General features: G+C 52.5%; 26 protein-coding genes. 10 read left to right on the top strand and 16 right to left on the bottom strand.

The genetic code is table 11. The features are described 5' to 3' along the window. On the top strand, positions 1–673 hold a 673-nt coding region (locus tag BP822_RS04665; protein WP_349681845.1), incomplete at its 5' end, for an RNA 2'-phosphotransferase. Between the two features lie 4 nt (positions 674–677). Here BP822_RS04665 and BP822_RS04670 read toward each other — a convergent pair. Then, entirely contained in the window at positions 678–1,241 is a 564-nt protein-coding gene (locus BP822_RS04670) for an undecaprenyl diphosphate synthase family protein (RefSeq protein WP_286877827.1), read from the bottom strand. Between the two features lie 60 nt (positions 1,242–1,301). On the opposite strand from BP822_RS04670, the gene BP822_RS04675 reads away from it, so the two are divergent. The 3 genes from BP822_RS04675 (at position 1,302) to BP822_RS04685 (ending at position 4,360) form a co-directional block, all read left to right on the top strand. Beyond that, positions 1,302–2,516, top strand: coding sequence for a TIGR00297 family protein (locus BP822_RS04675; protein WP_286877828.1), 1,215 nt, complete (start codon positions 1,302–1,304; stop codon positions 2,514–2,516). 64 nt (positions 2,517–2,580) lie between these two features. Beyond that, a complete protein-coding gene (gene aroE, locus BP822_RS04680) occupies positions 2,581–3,435 on the top strand; it encodes a shikimate dehydrogenase (RefSeq protein WP_286877829.1) in 855 nt (284 codons plus the stop codon). Between the two features lie 34 nt (positions 3,436–3,469). After that, positions 3,470–4,360 carry a prephenate dehydrogenase/arogenate dehydrogenase family protein gene (locus tag BP822_RS04685; RefSeq protein ID WP_013720582.1) on the top strand — a complete coding sequence of 297 codons (891 nt, stop codon included), beginning with the start codon at positions 3,470–3,472 and terminating at the stop codon, positions 4,358–4,360. An 8-nt stretch (positions 4,361–4,368) separates the two neighbouring features. On the opposite strand, the gene BP822_RS04690 is transcribed toward BP822_RS04685, so the two are convergent. Beyond that, positions 4,369–5,097, bottom strand: coding sequence for a ferredoxin--NADP reductase (locus tag BP822_RS04690; RefSeq protein ID WP_286877830.1), 729 nt, complete (start codon positions 5,095–5,097; stop codon positions 4,369–4,371). 108 nt (positions 5,098–5,205) lie between these two features. On the opposite strand from BP822_RS04690, the gene BP822_RS04695 reads away from it, so the two are divergent. Then, on the top strand, positions 5,206–5,352 hold the full coding sequence (locus BP822_RS04695) for a hypothetical protein (RefSeq protein ID WP_157863840.1): 147 nt from the start codon (positions 5,206–5,208) through the stop codon (positions 5,350–5,352). Between the two features lie 762 nt (positions 5,353–6,114). On the opposite strand, the gene BP822_RS04700 is transcribed toward BP822_RS04695, so the two are convergent. Next, entirely contained in the window at positions 6,115–7,362 is a 1,248-nt protein-coding gene (locus BP822_RS04700) for a Glu/Leu/Phe/Val family dehydrogenase (RefSeq protein ID WP_013720580.1), read from the bottom strand. Positions 7,363–7,785: 423 nt separating this feature from the next. On the opposite strand from BP822_RS04700, the gene hisH reads away from it, so the two are divergent. The 3 genes from hisH to BP822_RS04715 all read left to right on the top strand — a co-directional run bounded on the left by hisH (position 7,786) and on the right by BP822_RS04715 (position 9,555). Next, the gene (gene hisH, locus BP822_RS04705) at positions 7,786–8,391 is read left to right on the top strand and encodes an imidazole glycerol phosphate synthase subunit HisH (RefSeq protein ID WP_013720579.1); all 606 of its coding nucleotides are present in this window, start codon (positions 7,786–7,788) and stop codon (positions 8,389–8,391) included. After that, complete coding sequence (gene hisF / locus BP822_RS04710) at positions 8,385–9,197, top strand: imidazole glycerol phosphate synthase subunit HisF (protein WP_013720578.1); 813 nt, start codon at positions 8,385–8,387, stop codon at positions 9,195–9,197. Before hisH ends, hisF begins: the two co-directional genes overlap by 7 nt. A gap of 97 nt (positions 9,198–9,294) precedes the next feature. Next, positions 9,295–9,555 (top strand): FeoA family protein, encoded by a 261-nt coding sequence (locus tag BP822_RS04715; RefSeq protein WP_013720577.1) that lies wholly within the window; start codon positions 9,295–9,297, stop codon positions 9,553–9,555. Between the two features lie 42 nt (positions 9,556–9,597). Here BP822_RS04715 and BP822_RS04720 read toward each other — a convergent pair whose 3' ends face one another. Further along, positions 9,598–9,975, bottom strand: coding sequence for a hypothetical protein (locus BP822_RS04720; protein ID WP_013720576.1), 378 nt, complete (start codon positions 9,973–9,975; stop codon positions 9,598–9,600). A 376-nt stretch (positions 9,976–10,351) separates the two neighbouring features. Between BP822_RS04720 and BP822_RS04725 the strand changes: the two genes are divergently transcribed. Continuing rightward, positions 10,352–10,900 carry a hypothetical protein gene (locus BP822_RS04725; RefSeq protein ID WP_273278651.1) on the top strand — a complete coding sequence of 183 codons (549 nt, stop codon included), beginning with the start codon at positions 10,352–10,354 and terminating at the stop codon, positions 10,898–10,900. A gap of 43 nt (positions 10,901–10,943) precedes the next feature. Here the strand turns inward: BP822_RS04725 and BP822_RS04730 are convergent, their stop codons facing one another. The 7 genes from BP822_RS04730 to BP822_RS04760 form a co-directional block, all read right to left on the bottom strand. Continuing rightward, entirely contained in the window at positions 10,944–12,119 is a 1,176-nt protein-coding gene (locus tag BP822_RS04730; RefSeq protein ID WP_286877831.1) for an NAD(P)/FAD-dependent oxidoreductase, read from the bottom strand. After that, a complete protein-coding gene (locus BP822_RS04735; RefSeq protein ID WP_013720573.1) occupies positions 12,116–12,286 on the bottom strand; it encodes a 4Fe-4S binding protein in 171 nt (56 codons plus the stop codon). The genes BP822_RS04730 and BP822_RS04735 overlap by 4 nt, the downstream gene beginning before the upstream one ends. 15 nt (positions 12,287–12,301) lie before the next feature. Further along, a complete protein-coding gene (locus BP822_RS04740) occupies positions 12,302–12,571 on the bottom strand; it encodes an acylphosphatase (RefSeq protein WP_273278650.1) in 270 nt (89 codons plus the stop codon). Then, on the bottom strand, positions 12,572–13,237 hold the full coding sequence (gene tpiA / locus BP822_RS04745; RefSeq protein WP_013720571.1) for a triose-phosphate isomerase: 666 nt from the start codon (positions 13,235–13,237) through the stop codon (positions 12,572–12,574). A gap of 26 nt (positions 13,238–13,263) precedes the next feature. Further along, positions 13,264–13,767: a hypothetical protein gene (locus BP822_RS04750; protein WP_273271538.1), complete on the bottom strand. Its 504-nt coding sequence runs from the start codon at positions 13,765–13,767 to the stop codon at positions 13,264–13,266. Positions 13,768–13,806: 39 nt separating this feature from the next. Then, positions 13,807–14,355, bottom strand: a complete 549-nt coding sequence (locus BP822_RS04755) for a ribbon-helix-helix protein, CopG family (RefSeq protein WP_273271537.1) — start codon at positions 14,353–14,355, stop codon at positions 13,807–13,809. A gap of 690 nt (positions 14,356–15,045) precedes the next feature. Beyond that, positions 15,046–15,600: a DUF1003 domain-containing protein gene (locus BP822_RS04760; RefSeq protein ID WP_013720568.1), complete on the bottom strand. Its 555-nt coding sequence runs from the start codon at positions 15,598–15,600 to the stop codon at positions 15,046–15,048. A 198-nt stretch (positions 15,601–15,798) separates the two neighbouring features. Between BP822_RS04760 and BP822_RS04765 the strand changes: the two genes are divergently transcribed. Beyond that, the gene (locus BP822_RS04765; protein ID WP_273278648.1) at positions 15,799–16,308 is read left to right on the top strand and encodes a hypothetical protein; all 510 of its coding nucleotides are present in this window, start codon (positions 15,799–15,801) and stop codon (positions 16,306–16,308) included. 473 nt (positions 16,309–16,781) lie between these two features. Here BP822_RS04765 and BP822_RS04770 read toward each other — a convergent pair whose 3' ends face one another. The 5 genes from BP822_RS04770 to hdrA2 are packed head-to-tail and all read right to left on the bottom strand — an operon-like array spanning position 16,782 to position 22,050. Continuing rightward, positions 16,782–17,627, bottom strand: a complete 846-nt coding sequence (locus tag BP822_RS04770; protein ID WP_273271536.1) for a CoB--CoM heterodisulfide reductase iron-sulfur subunit B family protein — start codon at positions 17,625–17,627, stop codon at positions 16,782–16,784. Then, positions 17,624–18,154: a 4Fe-4S dicluster domain-containing protein gene (locus tag BP822_RS04775; RefSeq protein ID WP_013720565.1), complete on the bottom strand. Its 531-nt coding sequence runs from the start codon at positions 18,152–18,154 to the stop codon at positions 17,624–17,626. Before BP822_RS04775 ends, BP822_RS04770 begins: the two co-directional genes overlap by 4 nt. Continuing rightward, on the bottom strand, positions 18,154–19,260 hold the full coding sequence (locus BP822_RS04780) for a 4Fe-4S binding protein (protein WP_273278647.1): 1,107 nt from the start codon (positions 19,258–19,260) through the stop codon (positions 18,154–18,156). Before BP822_RS04780 ends, BP822_RS04775 begins: the two co-directional genes overlap by 1 nt. After that, on the bottom strand, positions 19,257–19,589 hold the full coding sequence (locus BP822_RS04785; RefSeq protein ID WP_052297588.1) for a 4Fe-4S binding protein: 333 nt from the start codon (positions 19,587–19,589) through the stop codon (positions 19,257–19,259). The genes BP822_RS04780 and BP822_RS04785 overlap by 4 nt, the downstream gene beginning before the upstream one ends. Continuing rightward, a complete protein-coding gene (hdrA2, locus tag BP822_RS04790; protein WP_286877832.1) occupies positions 19,576–22,050 on the bottom strand; it encodes a CoB-CoM heterodisulfide reductase HdrA2 in 2,475 nt (824 codons plus the stop codon). The genes BP822_RS04785 and hdrA2 overlap by 14 nt, the downstream gene beginning before the upstream one ends. Positions 22,051–22,092: the final 42 nt, after the last annotated feature.

Below are 22,092 nucleotides of genomic sequence, written 5' to 3' on the forward strand. Positions count from 1 at the left end.
TATTCATGATGACAGAGGAGGTCTACTGATGATCAAGCGTTGCCCTCAGCACGGATTTTTCAGAGGAGAGCATTGTGAGTGCGGACTTGCCGGTCAGCTTATTCTGGATGAGGCCAGGACGGAGCAGCTGGGCAGACTGGTAGCGGGGGGCCTTCGGCATTTTCCCCTTGATCTGGGCCTGGAGATGGACTCTCGGGGCTGGATCGACCTCTCGAAGCTGGGAGAGGTGGTTCAAAAAAGACATCGCTGGGCGAACAAAGAGATGGTTATCGCCCTTGCTCAATCCGATCCCAAGCAGAGATATGAGATCTCAAATCAGAGGATCAGGGCCAGATACGGTCACTCTATGGATATAGAACTGGACCATCCGGAATGCCATCTTCCCAGGCTATATTACGGAGCGAGCGAGGAGGAGGCAGACAGGATCCTGGAGATCGGCCTCAAGTCCGCGTCCCAGAGGTATGTCCATCTATCAACCACCCCAAATAAGGCCTGGGATGTGGCAGGTTACCGCACTGGGAATCCCAAGGTAATCCAGGTGGATGCCGCCCCGGCCAGAGAGGCAGGTGTGAAGATGATGACAGTAAATGATGATATCGTTATATCAGAGATGATACCTGCCCGGTTTCTCTGCATTCTCGCCTCAAAGGATATTCCCAAGACCGGAAAATAAATGATCAGCGGCCGAAGCGCCTCTCTCGCCCCTGATAGTCTCTGATGGCACGGAGAAAATCTATCTTGCGCAGCCTCAGCCAGTTGACATCGGTGAAATAAAGCTCTGAGTAGGCCGATTGCCAGATCATGAAGTCGCTCAGCTGCTTTCCTCCCGCCCTTATCACCAGATCGGGCTTCTGGCTGAAGCGAAGACGGGATTCTATTGCCTTTTCATCTATATCCTCCGGAATCAGCCTTCCCTCTTCCACCTCACTGAGAAGATCTCGGAAAGCCTCAGTCACCTCTCTTTTGCCCCCATATCCTAAAGAGACGGTAACCCTCATCCTCCCGCCGGAACCTGTAAGCAGATCTGCATCTGCTGTGTGCAGAGAGATTTGAGCGGGAGAGCTCCGCAGAGTGTCTGCGATCTTCTGGCAGAGTGTGGGCTCGTTATCATTTATGTAAAGGACGAGTGAGGCAAGACCCATCGATCTGCTCCATTCGATGATATCCCTCAGCTTATCCAGGCCCTCATCAAATAGATCCCCTGAGCTGAGGACTANNNTTTCATACAGGCGGTGAATCATCAATTCATCACTGGTTTTCCATAGGCAAAGTATTTTTGCGATGAAACTGGTTTGTACTGCATGAACCGCGAGAACGCCTCCAGGCTGGCCATAGGACTTATGGCATTGCTTCTGCCTTATGCCTGGCCGTTCACAGTAATCGCTCTGGCGGCGGCTTTTTTTGTGGAGAAGAGCACCCGTTTGCTTGCGGCAACCCTGGGTTTTCTCCTGATCATTAGGCCTGTTCTCGCCCAGATGAGCATCGATCTTCCTTTGTATGTTATCGCCATCTCTTTTATGGCCTCCACCTTTGCCTCATTGGGCTATCTGAGGTTTAGTTCCTTAACAGGAAGCATAGCTCATCTTCTCATTACTGTAGCTCTGGGCTATCCCCTCGCGATCTGGATCTCCGCGGGTACTATTCCCAAGGAGAGCGCTATGTTCCTTGCGGTCCTGGGTGGTCTTTCCGGCACATTTCTAAATCAGGCATCCAGGATGAGAGACTTTGCCGTTCCCTTCGGAACCGCCATGGTGATGTGGCTCTTCTCCTTCCGCTATCCATTCCCGGAGCTGCATACAATCATACTCATATGCCTTTTCGCCCTCATTTTAGGAGTGGGCGCTTACTGGGCTAAAGCGGCGGACATATCTGCCGTGATCAGCGAGACCATAGTCGGTTTTCTGGTTATAATCTTCGCTGGCTTGAGCTGGTTTTTGCTTCTTTTGATCTTTTATCTCATGGGTGGCGGTTTCACTCGTTACGGATATGCTAAAAAGGAGAAGCTAGGGATAGCCCAGTCACATGGAGGAGCGCGAGGCTACAAGAACGTCTTTAGCAACAGCCTGGTACCGCTGGCCATGGCAGTATTCTATGGCATCTACGGAAACGACCTATTCGTATACGCCTTCATCGGATCTGTGGCCACGGCCAATGGCGATACCCTGGCCAGCGAGATTGGAGAGACCAGCAGCTCCAAGCCCAGGATGATTACCACTCTTAAGGAGACTGAGCCGGGTGTGGATGGAGGGGTGACGCTGCTTGGCGAGGGGGCATCGCTGCTCGGCGCACTGATCATCAGCATTTTGGCCGCGATCAGCGGGATGACTGGACTCTTAGGAATCGTTATCGGGACAGCTGCTGGATTCCTGGGCACCAACTTCGACAGCTTGCTGGGAGCGACCCTGCAGAGCCGGGGCACCCTGAGCAATAACGGGGTGAACCTGGCAGCTACTGCCTTTGGAGCCATTGCGGGAGGAGTTGTCTGGTATGTGCTGCATATCTGGAATATCCTCTAGAGCATCAAAAGCACCCGGTCAATAAGTCAGGCCGAGAATCTGGATCATAGGAGCACATGAAAAAATGAAGATCTTCGGAATCTTTGGCGATCCAATCGAGCACAGCCTCTCTCCAGCCATGCAGAATGCCGCCTTTCGGGCCCTGGGCATGGATGGATGCTATCATGCCTTTCGCGTCAGCCGGTCCAGGCTTAAAGATGCAGTCATTGGAGCAGATGCTATGGGATTTGGCGGACTGAATTTGACCATTCCTCTCAAGGAGGAGGCTTTGAGCCTGGATTTTCTGGAGGCAGATGATCTGGCCAGAGCGATTGGAGCGGTAAACACCATATCCTTTTCTGGAGATGCGGGGGAAGAGAAAGGAAAGAACAGAATACAGGGCTACAATACCGATGGTTGGGGGGCTTTATCGGCTCTGCAGGATGCTGGAGTCAAGGTCAAAGGCAGCCGGGTTTTATTGATTGGCGCAGGAGGTGCGGCAAGGGCGATAGCTTATGCTCTGGATCGGGAGGGAGCGGAGGTCTCCATAGCGAACCGGAACCTAAAGAGGGCTCATGAGCTGGCTGCCTCTGTGGGCGGCATAAGCTACTGCCTGTGTGATCTGGAACCCCTGGTACGCCAGGCGGATGTTATCATCAATGCCACCTCGGTGGGGATGAGAGAGGGGGACGGGAGGATAATAGATAGCCGTCTCTTAAAGAGCCATCATGTCGTCTTTGATATCGTGTATAACCGGGAGACGGAGCTTCTTTGGGATGCTCGGTCCATTGGTGCAGCGGCCATCGATGGAGTGATGATGCTGGTCTATCAGGGGGCAAGGGCCTTTGAGATCTGGACGGGCAGGAAGGCTCCAGCAGATGTGATGGAGAGGGCGGTCAGGGAGAGCCTGGAGGAGCGAAGGCAGAGGAAGAGCAGGTGATGAAGATAAGGAGATCTCGGATGAGGGAGGGAAGATGGTGCGCATACTGATATTGGGCGGAACTGGGGAGACGGGTTCCTGGTTTGCTCGCTATTTCAAATCAAAAGGATGGGAGGTGGCCATCTGGGGGCCGAGCGGGAAGGTGGAGGTAGCCGAACGTCTGGGAGTGCGCTATGCCCATGATATGATGGCTGAGGTGGAAGAGAGCGATGTGGTCTTGGTGAGCGTGCTCATCGAGAAGACGGTGGAAGTGATACGTCAGGTTGCCCCACGCATGCATTCAGGCAGCCTGATCATGGATGTGACCTCGGTCAAGTCCGGGCCGGTGAGGGCGATGAAGACTTACGCTCCCAAGGGGGTGGAAGCACTGGGCACTCATCCCATGTTCGGGCCCACCATGCCCTCACTCTTTGGCCAGACGATCATCTTCACCCCGGTGGAGGGGAAGACGGGAAAGTGGCTTGGAGTGATCAGGTCCCTCTTCGAATCGGATGGAGCCAAGATCGAGATTCTGGAGGCAGAAGAGCATGACGAGACCATGGCCGTAGTGCAGGCGCTCACCCACTTCGCCTATATCAGCATCGGGGCGGCACTGAAGGCTCTGGATTTTGATGTGCAGAGGTCGCACCGGTTCATGTCTCCGGTTTATGAGATAATGATCGACTTTGTGGGCAGAATCCTGGACCAGAATCCTGAGCTTTATGCCTCCATTCAGATGAATCCCAAAGCGGCGGCTGCCCGGCAGGCCTTTGTGTCGGAGTGCATGCGGCTGTGCGAAAAAACGGATGATGGAGATATGGAGGGCTTCAAGCAGATGATGAGAGAGGCTGCCCTTCATTATGGCGGGACCCATGAGGCCCTGCAGAGGTCGGACCGGGTGATTAATTCCCGGATAAGGGAGAAGGAGGAGGAAGGGAAAAGATAAAATAGATTCTATCCCACCAGCTCTTCTCCCGCGTTCGATCTATTGTACCCGCTGAAGTATTCATGCTTAATTTGACTCGGGTCAAGTCCAATCTCCTCCAAGAGGGCGGTCATAGATTCGACCATCGGCTGGGGGCCGCTGACATAGTAGATCCTCTCTGCCCATTGGGGCACAGTGCTCTTTATCATCTCTCCGTTCAACCGCCCCGATAGGCCTCTCCAGGCGGGGCTGGGATTGGTGATGGTCATATTGACCACAAGACGGGGATTGGCCCTCTGCATCGGCATCAGGTCATCATAAAAGGGGATCTCATCCTCATTTCGGTTGGAGTAGAGGAGGGATATGTCTGTGCTCGTTTTCTTATCGGTACAGAATTTGATCATGCTGCGCAAGGGTGTGATTCCTATCCCGCCGGATAGCATGCAGACCTTATCGTGCTCGCCCAGAAAAGAGAAGCTCCCATAAGGCCCGTCCAGTGAAAGTGTGTCTCCAACCTCCAAATCGTCTATAAGCTCTGAGAACCTCAGGCCGGTCAGCTTTTTTGTGACCTCCAGATGGTCTTCTGTAGGGCTGCTTGAGAAGGATAAAGGTTTCATGATCCGCTCTGGCCCATCGCCGAAGATCAGAAAAGTCCACTGGCCGGGAAGATAGCTGAAATGTTCCGGCTTTTCGAAACGAATGGACTTTACGCTCTTGGTCCTCTTTATGACCTTGACTGCCCGGGAGAGGAATTTCATTCACTTCACCTATGAATTGAATTGATCTATATCTATCTTCAAAACTAATAAATGCTTGGGCGAGGAATGGATCATCGATAGGCTGTCACGATCCGAGAGGGATTCAAAATGGCAGAGAAAGAGGAAAAGGAAGAAAATGAGCAGATGGTCAATGAAGAGGATGAGCAAGGCAATATCTTAGTTTATCCGGCATGGTCAAAGAAGAATGCTCCCAAGGATAAGCAGAACAAATGGGAAGTTCCCATTTATATGTAAGGGCGCATTGCTTTATTCTGTTTCTCGGATCCAGACGGGATTAAGGCCAATATTAATCCATGCAGGCTGTTTTTCAGTGGACTCCGCCGCAGCCAATGAGGCTCCCTCAACACCGGGGGGTCGGGGCAGAGTGCAGGCAAGCCGTAAGAGGTTCGTGACATATTATGATTGATTTGGCTCCTCGCTATTTAGTGTGGGTGGACTGAATCAGAAATTCTCGGTGCTTCTGTGGTGAACCGCGATGCACTGACCCAACCACAGAGGCACAGAGGAACAGAGGCTATAATCTCTGCCTGACCTCACTCACATCATTCAGCGAAGAGCCATTGATTTTCTCAGCAGGATTCGGATGAATTGCGAGCTTGAAGAAAGCGATTGCTGCAGCAGGAGAAGCATGTAGCAGGTGCATGGACCGTACTCGAATACCAGGATTTCCAGGAATCTGCACCATACATTTATATCGTTGAATGACGAGCAATTAGCGGGCAAAAGTCGACCACAACCATTACGGCCAATTTTCCTCCTACCTCGTTAGAGATCGACTTTGCCCAACCCTCCTATAAAGAGAGCAAAACTCATCCCAGGAAATCTTTATCCATTTCAAAAAGATGAATCCCCAATCCAGCAAAGATCAAAAGACCAAATGATGACCAAATAAAGATTGTAGGCCTCTGCAATCATTCCGGGCTTCTTGCTCGGAGGATGCAAAGGACCTATTTTTATCTGCTTATCTGACTGTTCAGAGGTAAGCTCGTCTCTCCTTTAAACCCAGCCGCGGGTCTTCATGGCATCGACCACCCTGGCCACGGCCACAGTGTAGGCTGCCTGACGCATGTTGATATTGTACTGTCTGGAGGCGGCCAATACTCCCTGGTAGGCCATGGTCATCCTCTCGTCCAACCTTTGATAGACCTCTTCGAATGACCAGCAGTAGCGCATGATGTTCTGTACCATCTCAAAGTAGGAGACGGTGACTCCGCCGGCATTGGCCAGGAAGTCGGGGATGACATGCACCTTGTTATTGAAGAGGATCTCATCTGCCTCCGGTGTGGTGGGACCATTGGCCAGCTCCAAGATGATCTTGGCCTTGATATTTCCAGCATTCTCCTTGGTGATCACGTTCTCCAGAGCGGCGACAATGAGAATGTCCACATTGAGCTCCAGGAGCTCCTCATTGCTTATCCTCTTGGCATCGGGTATGCTGGCCACGGTACAGGTCTCCGCCTTGACGCTTGATGCCTCCGCCGGCTCTATTCCTGCCGGATTGAATGCTCCCCCCTTGGAGTCGCTCACCGCGACAACCTTGCTGCCGAAAAGCTCCTTGGCCAGGCTGTGTGCATAGCTGCCGGCATTACCGTACCCTTGAATGGCAATTGTGGCCCGGGAGAGATCAATTCCTAATTCCCTTGCCGCCTCCCTCAGGGCATACATGCCTCCCCGGGCAGTGGCATCGCTTCTGCCACAGGAGCCGCCCACGCACAGAGGCTTGCCGGTAATGCAACCAAAGTTGTTCGAGCCGGTCAATTTTGAGTACTCGTCCATCATCCAGGCCATCATCTGAGGAGTGGTGTAGACGTCCGGCGCAGGAACGTCCCTCTCCGGTCCAATGTTCTGCCAGACCATATCCACATAGCCCCGACAGAGCCTCTCCTGCTCCCCAGTGGAGAGCTCCTTGGGATTGCAGATCACTCCACCTTTGCCTCCGCCCAGGGGCAGGCCGAGAAGGGAGGTCTTCCAGGTCATCCAGGCAGCTAGAGCCCTCACGGTATCAATGGTCTCATCCGGATGGTATCTTATGCCGCCCTTGCAGGGGCCCAGAGCATCGTTATACTGAACCCTGTATCCCTGGAAGATCTTTATGCTGCCGTCATCCATGCGCACGGGAATCGATACGTGAAACTCTCGCCTGGGGTGGCGGAGGAACTCATGCACTCCAGGATCGAGGTTTAGGATCTTGGCACAATCATCAAGCTGTTTTTGAGCTATCTCAAAAGGATTCGATTTGGTCATTATATTGCATCTCCATTAAGTATTTTCCCGAATCTTAATTTTTATGACCTGGTGGAGGGAGGTGTCCATCGTTCCCTATTTAAGTATTATGGGTCAAGTTTTTAAGTGATGGAGAAGGGCGGAATTGAGTTGTCGGCCTATTTAAAGATTTGCTATAATTAAATTGCAGATAAGAAATAGAGAAATAACGGACGAATTGAGTTGATATGAAGCTATATGAATGCGAAATTGTGAAGAAATCATAAATAATCTTAAAAAATTTACTATGAAAGTTCATAATCCTTGCCCCCTGCAGGGTATGGTACCTCGCAGGAATATACGTTCCGCCGAGCCAACAGGCTTATGAAAAGATATGAAAGGATCGCAAATAGAGATATTAATGGCGCCAAATAAAATCGCGCCATAGCGAGAAGGAAGACGCAGATGAGTATAATCATAGTGGATTATGGAATGGGAAACCTATTTTCCATATACAACGCCCTGGAGTATGTGGGCGGCAATCCCAAGATTGCCCGCGATCCAGGGGAGTTGGCCGGGGCGAAGGGCATAGTTGTCCCGGGTGTGGGGGCCTTTGGCAGCTGCATGAATCAGCTCTCTCGATTCTCAGACTCGCTCTTATCATGCTTCCAAGAGGGAGTGCCGATGCTGGGCATATGCGTTGGCATGCAGGTGCTCTTCCAGGAGAGCGAGGAGAGTCCGGGCGCGCCGGGTCTGGGCTGGATAGAGGGAAAGGTTGTGCGCCTGCCGGATGGAGTGATGATTCCCCAGATGGGCTGGAACAGCCTATACATCAAGCACCGGGTGGAGATTTTTGATGGCATCAGTGAGGGGGACATGTTCTACTTCGTCCATTCCTACTACGGCCAGCCGAGGGACAAATCGGTTATAGCCGCCACCACAGATCATGGAGTGGAATTGGCAGCTGCGGTCCATAAGGATAACCTCTTTGCCACCCAGTTTCATCCCGAGAAATCAGGGCCAAAGGGCCTTAGAATCCTGAAGAACTTCGTGAGGTCTACCATATGCTAGCTAGAAGGATCATTCCCTGCCTGGACTGCGACCTGGGAGTCCCCGGAGGCAGAGTGGTCAAGGGAATTGAGTTCAAGCAGATCAGATATGCCGGAGTCCCCTGGGAGCTGGCCGATCAGTACTATCAGGATGGTGCGGATGAGATCGTCTTTTTGGATATAACTGCATCCAGTGACCGGCGGGAGACAATGACCAGTGTGATAAAGAAGACATCGCTCTCGGTTTTTGTGCCCCTGGCCGTGGGCGGGGGGATAAGCAGCCTGGCGCAATCAAGGGAGGTCTTCAACGCTGGTGCGGATAAGGTCACCGTTAACACCTCCGCCCTAAAGCGACCGGATCTCATCAGCGAGATCGCCGGTAGATATGGAAATCAGGCCGTGGTTTTAGCCATAGATGCCAAAAGGCGCTATTCCCAGGAGGATGGCCGGAATATGGTACAGACGGAAGAGGGGCCCTGCTGGTTTGAATGCTCCTATTATGGCGGCAGGGAGTTCACCGGAATTGACGCCATCGACTGGGCCAAAAAGGCCGTCTCCCTGGGAGCAGGAGAGATCCTTCTCACCAGCATGGACAGAGACGGCACCAAGCTTGGATTTGACATACCCCTCACCGCTGCTGTGGCGAGAATGGTCCGGGTGCCTGTGATCGCCTCGGGGGGATGCGCAAATCCCGAGCATATGCTGGAGGTCTTCCAAAAGACCGATGCCTCTGCAGCTTTAGCGGCCAGCATCTTCCACTTCCAGGAATGCAGCATCAGAGACGTCAAGACATATCTAAGGAAGAATGGGGTGAATGTGCGATTATGATGCAATTGATTGGGAAGAGAAGGATTGCGAAAGGATGATCGCTGCGCAAGATTTATCCGTGTTCTGGAGGTGATGGCGACGAGGTGGATGATCGGAGATGAGATACATTGAGCTCTCAAGGGCCCCCTGTAATCAGACCCTGGAGATTCATTCCGTGAACGGTGAGTATGGCTGGGAGAGGAGGTTTGAATCCATGGGAATAAGAAGAGGCAGCCGTGTGCGCAAAATAACCTGCCATCCCTTTGGCGGACCGGTGGTAATCGAGCTTAACGGATCGAAGATCTCGCTTGGACGGGGAATAGCAGCAAAAATAGAGGTTGAGGTGCTCTCATCTCCCCCAGTTAAGAGGCAGATCTGAAATCCTCATCCCCGATCGAGCAATAATTGAATCCTGGATAATTTATGTTGATATGAGCTGCTTGAGCCTCTGGATGCTCTCCATGGCCTGAGCGGACTCATGCAGCTTCTCTTCCTCGAAATGTTTTATGACCTCTTCAATGCCCGCTTTCAATGAGTAGACCTTCATCGGTCTTCCTTTGCCCTCGCGCTTAATCTCCTTCTCCTCTATCCAGTTGTTGTCGCGCAGGGTTCTCATGGCAATGCTGACCTCTGGCTGCCTGAGGTCTGAGCCCATCTCTATCTCCCTTGAGGAGGCCTCATCCACATTTGCCAGAAATGTGATAAGGGTTGCTACGTTTCGGGGTACTCCAAGGGAGCGGAGCGTCTCCACGAATTCCATGTCCTTGTCATCCAGGATCTTTACTGTCGACTCTCTCATAATCGTCACCATATTTTTCTGGCCACTAATACTTAATGATATAAATAATTTGTTTTGAAAGGCTTGGTCTTTTAATTTTACTTATTTAGACTAATACTTTAGATAATAAGTTAAAATGCAGCTGATATTCGCATTTAGATGGTTATTTAGGATAAAATAAGCCTGATTAGGAATTTATAATCACGATGATTTTTTGAGGGGATGATATTCCTCAAAAATTAAAGCCGTTTTTTTGCCATTCTTGCGAAAGCAACTACAAAATAGAGTTAAATAATTAATTTAGGGAGAATAATTTAGTATAAGTTTGAAAATTTTTTTATAATCGCAATTTATTCGTCCCGATATAGATATATCTCGTAAGGTCCTTTGGTTCTCTATGATAGCCATCGAGATTGACAAAAGGGATCTGGATGAGCTGACAAAGACTGAGGTTAAAAACCTACCGGGGGCACTTTTTGCCGGTGCCAGTCCTCTTCTTAAGCCCTTTATGAAAAAGCTGGAAGCTCTTTTGCCCCAGGAGAATAAGGGCCGGGGGGATAGCTATGTGCTCTGTGCCCTTCATTCTCATATAGATGAGGTGCATGCCGACGAGAGTCAGATCGTTGTCAAAAGCAGCGATGAAGTCGTCAAGATTCGTCGCGAAGAGCTGGCAAAGCTGATGGATGAGAGATATCCGACCACTGGCCACCAGCGGCTCAACCTGCCCGGACTGCTGTTTTTGCAGAGCGGCCCGGCACTGCAGTCCGCCAGCGCCATGATCCTCCGCCGGGAGCATAAATTGCGCATCCCCGATGGCCGCCGGACCATGCGCTACATCTTCCATATGGGCGTGGTGACGCTCGATGCGGATAAAGAGAAGATAAAAATCGGCTTTGACCTGGAGAGGCTGCCAAAAAAGGCAGATGGCACCTCCACCCTGGAATAAGCCAAAGCCATATTCAGAATCCAGATCCTTTGGAGCCTGGCAACTATGTTATCAGGTGGCGCAACTCCCAGAGAAGCTTGGGATTCAACCGGAAGAGCACCCGCAAGAGGCCAGGCAGATCCAATTTGGATATGTCCTCCTTTGCCAGGGAACCGATCAGCATATTGAGATCTTTGTCGGTCAGCTTTACGAAGAACTCCTTGAACTCCAGGCTGCGAGCCAGGTGCCTGCCTATGCCCTCTCGCCAGCGTTCCTCATACTCTCGAAGCCCCTCTTTCGTGACGTTGCCTGCGGCAACAGCTTTTGCTGCCACCCCTCCGGCGATGACGCCTGCCTCCATGGCATTGAGAATCCCCCCTCCAGTCAGTGGATCGGTCTGGCGGGCGGCATCTCCAACCAACATAACGCCGTCAGCAGTGGCCGACTGGATGGGCCCGGAGCAGGGATCTCCTCCTACCACCATCTCCACTATCTTGCCATTGGGAAAGTGCTTTTTTGTAAATTCCCGCAGCAGACGGATGGCTTCACCGGGCCTGGATCGGCTTCCAAGGACTCCCAGTCCGACGTTGGCCAGCTTCTCCCCTTTGGGAAAGGACCAGGCGTACCCTGAAGGAGCAATGCTGTTTCCCAAGTAGAACTTGGTGTAGTCATCATCGATTCCCGGATCCAATACCAGAAACTGGGCGCAGGATTCGATGTCCTTGAGGTTGAGCGTGGTGTCAATACCCGCCCAACGGCCTACCTTTGACTCTACGCCATCCGCACCGATGATGATCGGGGCTTCGATTTTCAGAGGATCTCCCACTTGAATGGCATTAACGCCAAAAGGAACGCCATCATTCATCAGAAGGCTGGCAGCGCGAGTCTTGACCAGCACTCGGGCCCCGGCGCGGGCGGCTTGCATAGCCAGGGCCCGGTCGAAGACCTTTCTCTCTAAAACGTAGCCAACCTCGCTTCCGCTCCTATCCTCGGACATGACTATGCTGCTTCCGTCTGGAGAGTAGATCTTGGCGCCCTTCACCTCAGAGGCGATCCACTCCGCCTCTGGCTTGACCATCTTGCATAAGGCCCTCTTGCCCACCCCCTCAGCGCAGCGAACAGGATCGCCGATCTCCTGGCGCTTCTCCAGCAGGACCACATTCAGGCCTGCCTCTGCCGCCGTCTTTGCGGCCATTGAGCCGCCTGGGCCCGCTCCAACCACTATCACATCGCATTTCATGCCTCGACCTCTAGCGCTCCCACCGGACATATCTTGGTGCAGATGCCGCACTCTTTGCAGTCTGCGGAAATCTCCAGCCAGGTCTCCACCAGCTCCAGGGCACATGTCGGGCATACGCTGACGCAGGCACCACAGTAGCAGCACTTGTATCTGTTGACGGTAAGCAATAAATCACATCCATTTTAATATTTTATTTCAAAGTCATTATAGCCTTTGGCCTCGATCTCCGAGAGCTCCATTCCCAAGACCACGGAACCGGAAGGACCGGACTTCATAGCCTTGAGCATCTCTCCCACCTGTCGTCTCTCTCCCTCCAGCACCGCCTCCACTCCGCCCCCGGGAATATTTCGCACCCATCCATTGATTCCCAGGGATTTGGCTCGGTCACGGGTATAGGCGCGATAATAAACACCCTGCACCCGGCCAGAAACCCTGACGTGCACCGACATCATCTATTTTGCCCCAGTCACAAGATCCTCTAAAGCCTGACGCTGATCCTTGGCTTTAATGATTCCCGATGCCAGCAAGACGCCCTCCGATCCCAGGTCCAGAGCGCTTCTCAGATCCTCGCCATGGGTTATCCCCGCGCCGCAAAGGACCCCCACACGAGGGGCGATTTTCTTGACCGCGCTGACAGAATCGCTAACCACGTTGGGATTGGCCTTGGATACCGGAATTCCGCTTCCTATGAGCTCTGGAGGCTCCACTGCCACATAATCAGGTTCAAGAGCTGCCGCAGCCCTGGTGGTGGCCACGTTGTTGGTGCAGATGATGCTCGCGAGGCCAAGATCCCGGCAGGCGGAGAGGGAGGCTTCCATATCGGCCAGCTTGATCCTTCTCTCCGAGTGGTTTATGAGTGAACCTCTCGCACCTGCTGCTTTTATGGAAGCGGCGGTCACGTGTCCGGTAAATCCGCCATAGCCAACGCCATCTACATGCTGGGCATAGACCGGAATTTTTACCTCACGAGATATGGCATGGATGTCTGCCGTCTGGGGTGCCACTATCATCTGCACAGAATAGTCCCTGGCGATATCCTCGCAGATCTCGGCCAGGCGCAGAGCCTCCGGGCCTGTAGACTCACGGTAGGTCTTGAAATTGAGCACAATTATGGTCATATTCTTCCTCGGCTTCCGGTGCGATCTCAGTGGACATATAAATTTTGGCTGCAATCGTCTCTTATGTCGCGATAGCACTTCTCATAAACATGCTCTGCAGCGCATTCGCCACAGGTTTTCATCATCATCTTCCCTTTAAATATGAAAGCGATCAAAGGCAGCATTCCCCTCTCTTCTCTATGGATCAGGTGATAGATCAGTCCCTCAGGCTGGGAGTAGTCGAGGATCACCGGCTCTATTTCTCTGTGCTCAATGATGAATCTCTCAAGGACCGGGTAGCAGCGCTGGCAGATGGCGCAGTCCTTCCTGCCGATAAATAGCAGCACCAGCCCCTCTCTCTTTTCAATTTCCCCTGCCAGGGCCATGGCCGGCCCATAAGAATCCTCCAAAAATGTGGATACGATCTCCGATACCTCGTCTGAGGATAGCAGATATTTTCTAGACAGCTCCAGGCTTATCTCTTCCTGCTTTGCGGCGATGAAGTCCTCTGCCAGGGAGATAAGATCCATGGAAGGGGAAACGTCATTCATCTTCGCGGGGGTATGATCCTTCTAGGGGATTAATTTTTCTTATAGATCATGAATTACTTTGATCCTGAGCTTGGAGAAGTCCTCTTTGATCTCCACCAAAAAGCCCATGCCATCGAAGATCTCCTCTAATTCCTTGAGGACGAACTTCTTGGGGGCATCCGATCCGAAGATCAGAGTGAACTCGTTCTTGCCGGTCTTATTCATGGTAAATAGGTTGCAGATCTCCAGCCGCCGGAGGATGGTCTCTGCATTGAAGAGCTTGTGCTTGAACTGCTCGGCATGGGCCCGGCTGACCTCTTTATGCAGGCTCCAGAACTTCTCTTTATCAGGATGCGTCTCGATGAAGCTCAAGAACAGTATCCAGTGGTCAATATCAAGGATGACATGCTCCCCGGCAGAGAGCATCTCTGCATGGGTATAGACCTTGTTGTCCTCCGCATATTCAAAGAGCAACTTATGTTTGCCAAAGAACTTCAGAGACTCTCGCATCAGCTCGCTCTGGGACATGTTCGAGTCCTCTTTCATCTTCTTGAACAGGCCAGCTGTCTCCTCGTCCAGTGCTATGGTGATCCTTTCCGGCGACTTCATTTCATCCTCTTCGATTTTCCTGCTAAATTGCTGCTCGCCACGGTTCAATGCTTCCACCAACATCTTCGTGCTTATGCTATATTACCTTTATCTGGCATTATCTTTTTATATCAATGCCGGAAAAGGCGTTCCTTTGCACTGCTATTAATTTATTGCTGAATGGGTTCATGCCGTCTCCAAGCCCGCCTATGCCAGGAGATCTTGGATCTTAATGTTGCAGATCCGGCCCTTTCATCATGCGCACCGATATTGTTATATTCAAAAGAGATGTGAAAGCCTCACATGGACTCTTGGATGAATGATAGGGAAAGATATTCTGCAAAGGATAAGAATAAGCTGGAGAAGGGATCTGGTTTTGTCAAGATCTGGACGCTTCTGAGCAACTGGGTCTACAGGGTAATTTCCTGGTAGCACGCCCTTTTGTCTCCGTGCCTCTTCCATGAAAACGCACCTAAAAACCGGGGGATATCAGCCATCTCCCCCGTTTTACTTTCTCCAATGCGAATCGCATAATTGACCTCCAGATCCAGCCCAGGTAAGCTGCGAGGAAAGGGATTTTCCATCGAAATCGAAGTCCAATCTCTCTTTCCTGCTATAAGACAATTCAAAATGTAATAGCATTAGCTCCCAACTCAATCCGCCCTCAAAGGTCCAGGAGTTGGCAGGCCACTCAAGATTCCTTCTGGCATATTATTCAACATTTTCCATTTTGCTCTTCAAGGCAAGAAGCTCACGATAGATCTCCTCCAGTGCTCTATTCTGAGCGGCAAAATTGTCAAGGACTGCCTTGGACTCTTCCTCTGCGCGAATGTTCATAAGATAATCATTGTGAGCTTTTAGGCGATCCTGGCGATTTTGGCTCATCAGGATTAAAGACGCGGTATAGGCAGACTGCAATGAGAAGATCAAGTTCATGAAGATGAACGGATAAGGATCCCAGGCTTGCATGTAGGCAGTTGCATTGAGCAGCACCCAAACTGCCACAAGGATCGATTGTGCGAGTATGAATCGCCATGACCCCAAGTTCTCGTAAACCCAATCGGCAAACTTCTCTCCTTGACTGGATGGGCCAGGATCTATATCACTAAGCTCTTGGACAGGAGGATGATCATGCTTAAACGGCTCGGGGAATTCCAGTTTTCTCAAATTTAACCCTCTGAAAAGTCCATATGATAAGACAGCATTATATGCATCGATCAATGTGGCCTGCAATATGTCTAGAGAGATAACCGCTGCATGGCGCATCCCTGCTCCAGCCTGCCCGGGACCTGGCCACGATCATGTCAGAGGCGCGAATCCTGCGAAATGACTTTGGAATGGACGTTGCCAAAAATGAGTTCACAGGATTGAAAAGGATTACATCAAGGATTTTTCAGATATCTCGTAAGCCACTGGCAACGGACTTAAATAGGTAGAGTCCACCTGGGGGCCCAAAGTGAAAAAATGCCATTAATTGATATTCAATTAGCTGTATCAGGCTTGGATTCTAGAACTCTGGAGCAGGCAGGGATCATTGCAAACTTCTTCGCTGGCTTCCTCCTGGCCTCAGATTATTTACTTTTTAATGATAAAATAAATAAAATAAATGAATATTTAGAGCTTCATTTATTAAAAAGATACAATAGGTTTTCTAAAAGAGTTAAGAATTATTCAAAATGGAATAGAAGTTTTATATTTACTTTACTTTTCGTGGTTATTTCACTGTCTGTTTATCAATTCATATCTAATTCCGCGACCAGCTTGCTGGATTACATGACATACTACTATGGCTTTGCAAAACTTGTTCTCATACCATTACGCAGAGTGCTCCTTGTATCTTTATCGATCCTGGCAGTAATGTTCATTCTCCTGTTCATCGCTCGATCCACACCAAAGAAGATGATTGGCGCATTCGCTATTTTGCTCTTTATGTTTGGGAATATATTGCTCCTTCTCAGCACCGTCATTGAGTAGCTGAAATTGGCCAAAAGACCCATTCCTCGCATATTTGGAGCGAGAGAAGAAGAGGCTCCTCGCTATGTAGTATGGATGAACTTGAATCGCAAATTCTCTGTATCCTTTTGCCCCTGTGGTGAACCGCTATGCTCTGACCCAACCACAGAGGAACAGAGACTATAACCGCTGCCGTACCTCACCCAAATAATTCAGCAAAGAGCCATAAACCACAAAGCACACAAAGGACACAAAGACCGCACCAAGGATTATTGGGCTATCAAGAACTGGATTACCTTTGCGAGGCCTTTGTGATCTTTGTGCTCTATATGGCTAAAATCCGTTATCTGCAATCCAATCAAACCACAGAGGCGCATAGGAACAGATGGCTGTTCTCAGCCGCGCCTGACCCACATAATTAAGCGAAGAGCCGAAGAAAATATTGCCTCATAGAATAAAAGCAAGCCAGGTGGCAGACTCCTGCCATTTCTCCTCTACTGCTCCGCCATCCTCTGGTATATCCGCTCCATCATCGGCATAGGCGATACGGCATTCATATCCATTCCCAGGTCGTCCGGCCCCAGGCCCAGTGCGATGCCCACCAGCTGGGTCACATAGAGAACTGGAATCCCTATCTCCTCGCCATACCTCTGTTCCACCGACCTCTGCTTGGTATCCAGCATGAACTGGCACAGAGGGCAGACGGTGATGATGACCTCCGCTCCCGCCTCCTTGGCGTCTTTCAGGATTCGATAGGCGGTCTCATTGGCAGCCTCCTCCTTGGGCATGAATATCGGCCCGCCACAGCAGAAGGTCTTCCGCCGGAAGTCAACAGCGTCCGCCTGCAGAATCCGGATCAGCTTCTCCAGGACAACGGGATACTCCGGGCTGTACACCCCAGGAGGGCGTGAGAGGAGGCAGCCATAATAAGCAGCCACCTTCAGCTCCTTTAAAGGAACCACAATCCCCTGGTCATCTTTCTCCAGAACCTCGAGGATCACATCCAGAGCGTGCCGAATCTTCGCCCCTTTGTACTCCTTTTCCAGGACGGCATTCACTTTGGCTCTGATCTCCACATCCTCCAGCTTCATGGCAGCCGCCCTGAGGTTGCTGTAGCAGATGGAGCAGGAGGTCACGATATCCAGCTCGGTCTGGGACATGTTCCGGGCAGCAAGCCCCGTGGCCACCATCTCATTGGAGACGTGAGTTGCCCCGCAGCAGTTCCAATCCTCCAGCTCCTCCAGCTCGATTTCAAGGCTCGAAAAGACCGCTCTGGTGGACCTGTCCATCTCCTTTCCCGTGGAGAGAGAAACGCAACCCGGATAGTAAGCCAGCTTCATTTGCCCAGCTCCTCCATAATCCTCTTGACCTCATCCTTTCCCATAACCTGCTCTCTTTCCAGGGTTATCTTGCCCCGGGGGAGAAGCTCCAGGCCCACCTTCATGGACTGAACAGTCCCTTGGGGATAGAAGAGCAAGAACTCGCCGATGAGAGGAAGCTCGCTTATCCGACCGTATTCCTCGATCTGCTTATTGAAGAGGTGGTCGTAGTTCTTTCCAGGGCTTTCTATCTTCTCCCTGTCCGCCAGCTCCTTCAGAGCGGACACGACCATCTTCGGCCTTATTCCCCGGGGACAACGCACAGTGCACAATAGGCAGGATGTGCACAGCCACAGAGTCTCATTGTGCAGGGCCTCCTCCCGTCTGCCCTCCAGACAGAGCTTGACCAATCTTCTTATGCTCGGTTTCATAAGATGAGCCGTGGGGCAGCTGGCCGAGCAGGTGCCGCACTGAATGCAGGTCCTTACCTCCTCTCCTGCCAGCCTTAATACCTCGTTCTTGAAATCCTCTTCTATTGCCGTGGCCATTACACTGCCCCCGCGTTCTCTTCTCTTGCCTTCTTTCTCTTCCTTTCAGCCTCGTGGAGCCTCTCTACAATCTTCTGGCTCGCCTTATCCGGCGGCTCGTTCTCCATGATCTGGCGGATCTTGGGCTTGGCCAGCATTGGCACCAGCGGCTTTAAGGCTTCATCCACCATCTTCAGAAGCTCGGGATCCACCTTCGGCGCCTCCGGAGCGGGCAGGGGCGTCCTATCGATCTTGGGCGGGACCACAGCGCCGCTCACATCCGGTATCTTCCGCTCGCCGGTCAATATGGTACGAATCGCCTCCTTCCACTCCTCTGCCCAGGGGGTCTCCTTTACCTCCGTATGGCTGACCTCAGTCCTCTGCACATCAATGGCCGAGACGGGACAGGCCTTCTCGCAGGCCCCGCATAGGATGCACTGATCTTCCACCGGAGCGGCTTTGCCCCGCTCGTCCACATACCAGCACTTGGCAGGGCAGACGTTGAAGCAGGCCAGACAGCCCAGGGGATCGCATCGAACGAGGTTCTTCTCCACCATCTTGATCTCCCCCTGGAAGGGCTTGGATATGTCCATGCCCTCATAGGGGCAGACCAGAGCGCACCTGCCGCAGCCAATACATAGGCTCTCATCGACCTTTATCTTCCCCTCGATCTTCGGCTCCTCATCAAGCTTTAGAGGCTCGCCCTCGACAGCGATCGCCTCCTCCGGACAGAGGGGGACGCACAGCCCGCAGTAGTCGCAAAGATCCTCGTCTATCAGCAGCTGCTCATAAGGCACCAGATCGCGGGGATCCCGATCCTTTTCCACTTTATCGACCAGAAGGAAGGCCTTGCAGAACCTGGCGCACCGTCCGCAGAGGTTGCACTTCTCCTGATCTATGGAGATCTTCCCTTCAATCCCCTCCCGAAGGGGTCCAAAATCCTCCCGAGTCTTGTCAAAGGTCACCTTGATCGCTTCCGTCGGGCAGACGGGCTCGCAGAGCAGGCAGGGCAGACACTTCTCATTTGGCTTCGCCTCGGCCATGAGCCTGGGATACTCCTCCCTCTCTCTGAAGTCGACCGGCTTTGGAATTGCCTTTTCTGTTGTCTCACACACATTTTCAGTCATGCTTTTGCTTCGGCAGCCTCTGCCGCCTCTGGCTCAGCCTTTTTCTCCACAACTCTCATTTCGAAGGCCTTCATTGGACAGAAGTTCACGCACATCCCACAGAATACGCAAAGATCTTGGTCTATCAACACAGGCGGCGCATCCAGGCCTTTGGCGATCTCCTTCAGCGGCCCCTCCTGCAAGGCTTTTTTGGGGCAGATGGCAACGCAAATGGAGCATCCGGCGCATTTCTTATAATCGTAATCCAGGATCTTCTCGCTATCCTTGGTCCTCTGCTTGGCCAGGATATGGGATCCTTCCACCTCCATGTCCTTCTCAATCTCCATCATGCTGCCCCTCACTTCCCTTGGCCATCATGCTTTCCGATTGTATCTCTGCTTCCTCATTTAGATCTGCCTCCGCCTCTCGACCAGCCTCTTTCTCTGCCTTTCCCCCTCCAGGCCCTTTTCTCCTCTTATCCAGCTCAGTTCCAATGGGACCGATGGCCTTCAACTCTCCGATGAACTCCCTAAGATCTTTGGCATAGATCTCGCCCTCGCTGGCCGCACACCAGACGATCTTGACCCTCCCCGGATCAATGCCGATCTTCTCCAGGACTCCCTTCAATACATTCACCCTCTGCAGAGCCTGGTAGTTCCCATCATGGTAATGGCATTCGCCTATACGGCAGCCGGCGATGAGCACCCCATCCGCCCCCCGCCGCAAGGCCTCCAGGACGAAGCTGGGATCAACCCGCGCCGAACACATCACCCGGATGTTGCGGGCATTGGTGGGATACTGAATGCGAGAGGTACCGGCGAGATCGGCGGCACCGTAGCTGCACCAGTTGCACAAAAATGCGATGATAAGGGGAAACTCCTTCTTCACCTCGGTCGCCGCTCTGACCTGGGCCAGGATCTGTTCATCTGAGAACAGACGCATCTTGATGGCATCCACTGGACAGGCGGCAGCACACGACCCACAGCCTTTGCAGGCTGCCTCGTCCACGTAAGCCGGACTCTTCACAGATATGGCCTTCTGAGGGCAGACATCGACGCACAGCTTGCACCTGATGCACAGATCGGGATCCACATAGGCTGATGTGGGCTCCAGATCCAAGAATCCCTTCTGCAATAGCCTTATGGCCTTGGCGGCGGCAGCACTGCCCTGAGCTATGGATATGGGGATCTCCTTGGGCCCGGAGGCGCACCCGGCGATGAACACCCCATCGATATGAGCCTCTACCGGCCTCATCTTGGGGTGAGCGATCTCAAAGAACCTGTCCGGCCTGCGGGAGAGGCCGAGAAGGTTGCCCAGAACGTCCGCACTCTTATCCGGCTCCAGGCCTACGGAGAGGACGGCGATATCGTGCCGGACCCTCTTTATCTCTCCAGTCTGGGTGTCCTCAAAGCTGAGATAGATATCGCCATCTAACTCCTCGATGCTGGATACGCGGGCGCGAACGAAGTTTATGCCCAGCCTCTGCGCCCGTATATAAAACTCCTCATAACCTTCTCCACCCGCCCTGATATCGATATAATAGATGGTGATATCCGAGCCGGGGTACTTCTCAGCGATCAGCTGGGCATTCTTCAGCGAGGCCATGCAGCAGATCCGAGAGCAGTATATGTTGCCGACTGTGGCGTCTCTGGAGCCGACACACTGCAAGAAGGCTATGGACTGGGCGACCTGGCCCGTGCTCGGCCGGACAACCTCGCCCTTGGTCGGACCGGAGGCATTGAGCATCCTCTCCATCTGCAGAGTGGTGACGACATCCCTGAGCCTGCCAAAGCCGTACTCCTCCTTCCGGGCGGCGTCAAAGGGCTGCCATCCAGTGGCCACGATTATGGCCCCCACATTGATCTTGAAGTGCTCGATCACCTGATCCAGCTTGACCGCCTGGGTGGGGCAGGACTCCACGCACCGGCCGCAGCCGATGCAGGCCTTGGGGTCTACGCATGCCGACAGGGGGACGGCCTGAGGATAGGGCACATAGATGGCTTTTCTCTTGCCGATGCCGAAGTCGTACTCATTGGGCACCTCCACTGGACAGACGTCTGCGCATTCGTTTATGCAGCCTTTGCAGAGGACGGGGTCCACATAGCGCGCCCGGTGAACTCCAGATACTGTGAAGTTGCCCACGCTGCCCTCCACCCCCAGGACCTCGGAATAGGTGTAGAGGGTGATATTGGGATGGTTGAAGACCTCGGACATCTTGGGGCCCAGAACGCAGATGGAGCAGTCGTTGGTGGGAAAGACGTCTGTGAGCAGGGCCATGTAACCGCCGATGGTCGGCCGGCGTTCCACCAAAAACACATGAAAGCCCGCATCCGCCAGGTCCAGGGCGGCAGCGATCCCGGCCACGCCTCCTCCTACTACCATCACATCCTTGTTAACCGGTATCTGCTCCTGCTCTAAGGGCTGCAGGAGGGCGGCCTTGGCCACGGCCATTGATATCAGGTCCTTGGCCTTCTCCGTGGCCATGGCTGGCAGGTCCATGTGCACCCAGGAGCAATGCTCCCGGATGTTGGCCATCTCCAGCATATAGGGGTTCAGCCCGGCCTTGGCAATGGCCCGGCGAAATGTGGGCTCATGCAGTCTGGGCGAGCAGGCGGCCACCACGATCCTATCTAGCTTATATTCAGCAATATCCTTTTGAATCTGCTCCTGCCCAATATCCGAGCAGGAGAACTGCAGATCTCTGGCCACGGCCACATCAGGCAGCTTCTCGGCGAAGCTCTTCAGCTCTTCAATATCCAAGACGCCGGCGATATTCAGGCCGCAATGACATACATAAACACCAATGGGCATGGACTTCAGGTAGTATGATCTCCTTAATTCACTTAAACCTAT

The sequence above is a fragment of the Methanosaeta sp. UBA458 genome (genome assembly GCF_002496085.1).
Taxonomy (GTDB): domain Archaea; phylum Halobacteriota; class Methanosarcinia; order Methanotrichales; family Methanotrichaceae; genus Methanothrix; species Methanothrix soehngenii.

Excerpts from the sequence above, each read along its gene's own strand:
- BP822_RS04675 (WP_286877828.1), top strand. The coding sequence starts at position 1,302 with ATGAACCGCGAGAACGCCTCCAGGCTGGCCATAGGACTTATGGCATTG.
- aroE (WP_286877829.1), top strand. The coding sequence starts at position 2,581 with ATGAAGATCTTCGGAATCTTTGGCGATCCAATCGAGCACAGCCTCTCT.
- BP822_RS04685 (WP_013720582.1), top strand. The coding sequence starts at position 3,470 with ATGGTGCGCATACTGATATTGGGCGGAACTGGGGAGACGGGTTCCTGG.
- BP822_RS04690 (WP_286877830.1), bottom strand. The coding sequence starts at position 5,097 with ATGAAATTCCTCTCCCGGGCAGTCAAGGTCATAAAGAGGACCAAGAGC.
- BP822_RS04695 (WP_157863840.1), top strand. The coding sequence starts at position 5,206 with ATGGCAGAGAAAGAGGAAAAGGAAGAAAATGAGCAGATGGTCAATGAA.
- BP822_RS04700 (WP_013720580.1), bottom strand. The coding sequence starts at position 7,362 with ATGACCAAATCGAATCCTTTTGAGATAGCTCAAAAACAGCTTGATGAT.
- hisH (WP_013720579.1), top strand. The coding sequence starts at position 7,786 with ATGAGTATAATCATAGTGGATTATGGAATGGGAAACCTATTTTCCATA.
- hisF (WP_013720578.1), top strand. The coding sequence starts at position 8,385 with ATGCTAGCTAGAAGGATCATTCCCTGCCTGGACTGCGACCTGGGAGTC.
- BP822_RS04715 (WP_013720577.1), top strand. The coding sequence starts at position 9,295 with ATGAGATACATTGAGCTCTCAAGGGCCCCCTGTAATCAGACCCTGGAG.
- BP822_RS04720 (WP_013720576.1), bottom strand. The coding sequence starts at position 9,975 with ATGAGAGAGTCGACAGTAAAGATCCTGGATGACAAGGACATGGAATTC.
- BP822_RS04725 (WP_273278651.1), top strand. The coding sequence starts at position 10,352 with ATGATAGCCATCGAGATTGACAAAAGGGATCTGGATGAGCTGACAAAG.
- BP822_RS04730 (WP_286877831.1), bottom strand. The coding sequence starts at position 12,119 with ATGAAATGCGATGTGATAGTGGTTGGAGCGGGCCCAGGCGGCTCAATG.
- BP822_RS04740 (WP_273278650.1), bottom strand. The coding sequence starts at position 12,571 with ATGATGTCGGTGCACGTCAGGGTTTCTGGCCGGGTGCAGGGTGTTTAT.
- tpiA (WP_013720571.1), bottom strand. The coding sequence starts at position 13,237 with ATGACCATAATTGTGCTCAATTTCAAGACCTACCGTGAGTCTACAGGC.
- BP822_RS04750 (WP_273271538.1), bottom strand. The coding sequence starts at position 13,767 with ATGAATGACGTTTCCCCTTCCATGGATCTTATCTCCCTGGCAGAGGAC.
- BP822_RS04755 (WP_273271537.1), bottom strand. The coding sequence starts at position 14,355 with ATGAAGTCGCCGGAAAGGATCACCATAGCACTGGACGAGGAGACAGCT.
- BP822_RS04760 (WP_013720568.1), bottom strand. The coding sequence starts at position 15,600 with ATGCGCCATGCAGCGGTTATCTCTCTAGACATATTGCAGGCCACATTG.
- BP822_RS04765 (WP_273278648.1), top strand. The coding sequence starts at position 15,799 with ATGCCATTAATTGATATTCAATTAGCTGTATCAGGCTTGGATTCTAGA.
- BP822_RS04770 (WP_273271536.1), bottom strand. The coding sequence starts at position 17,627 with ATGAAGCTGGCTTACTATCCGGGTTGCGTTTCTCTCTCCACGGGAAAG.
- BP822_RS04775 (WP_013720565.1), bottom strand. The coding sequence starts at position 18,154 with ATGGCCACGGCAATAGAAGAGGATTTCAAGAACGAGGTATTAAGGCTG.
- BP822_RS04780 (WP_273278647.1), bottom strand. The coding sequence starts at position 19,260 with ATGACTGAAAATGTGTGTGAGACAACAGAAAAGGCAATTCCAAAGCCG.
- BP822_RS04785 (WP_052297588.1), bottom strand. The coding sequence starts at position 19,589 with ATGATGGAGATTGAGAAGGACATGGAGGTGGAAGGATCCCATATCCTG.
- hdrA2 (WP_286877832.1), bottom strand. The coding sequence starts at position 22,050 with ATGCCCATTGGTGTTTATGTATGTCATTGCGGCCTGAATATCGCCGGC.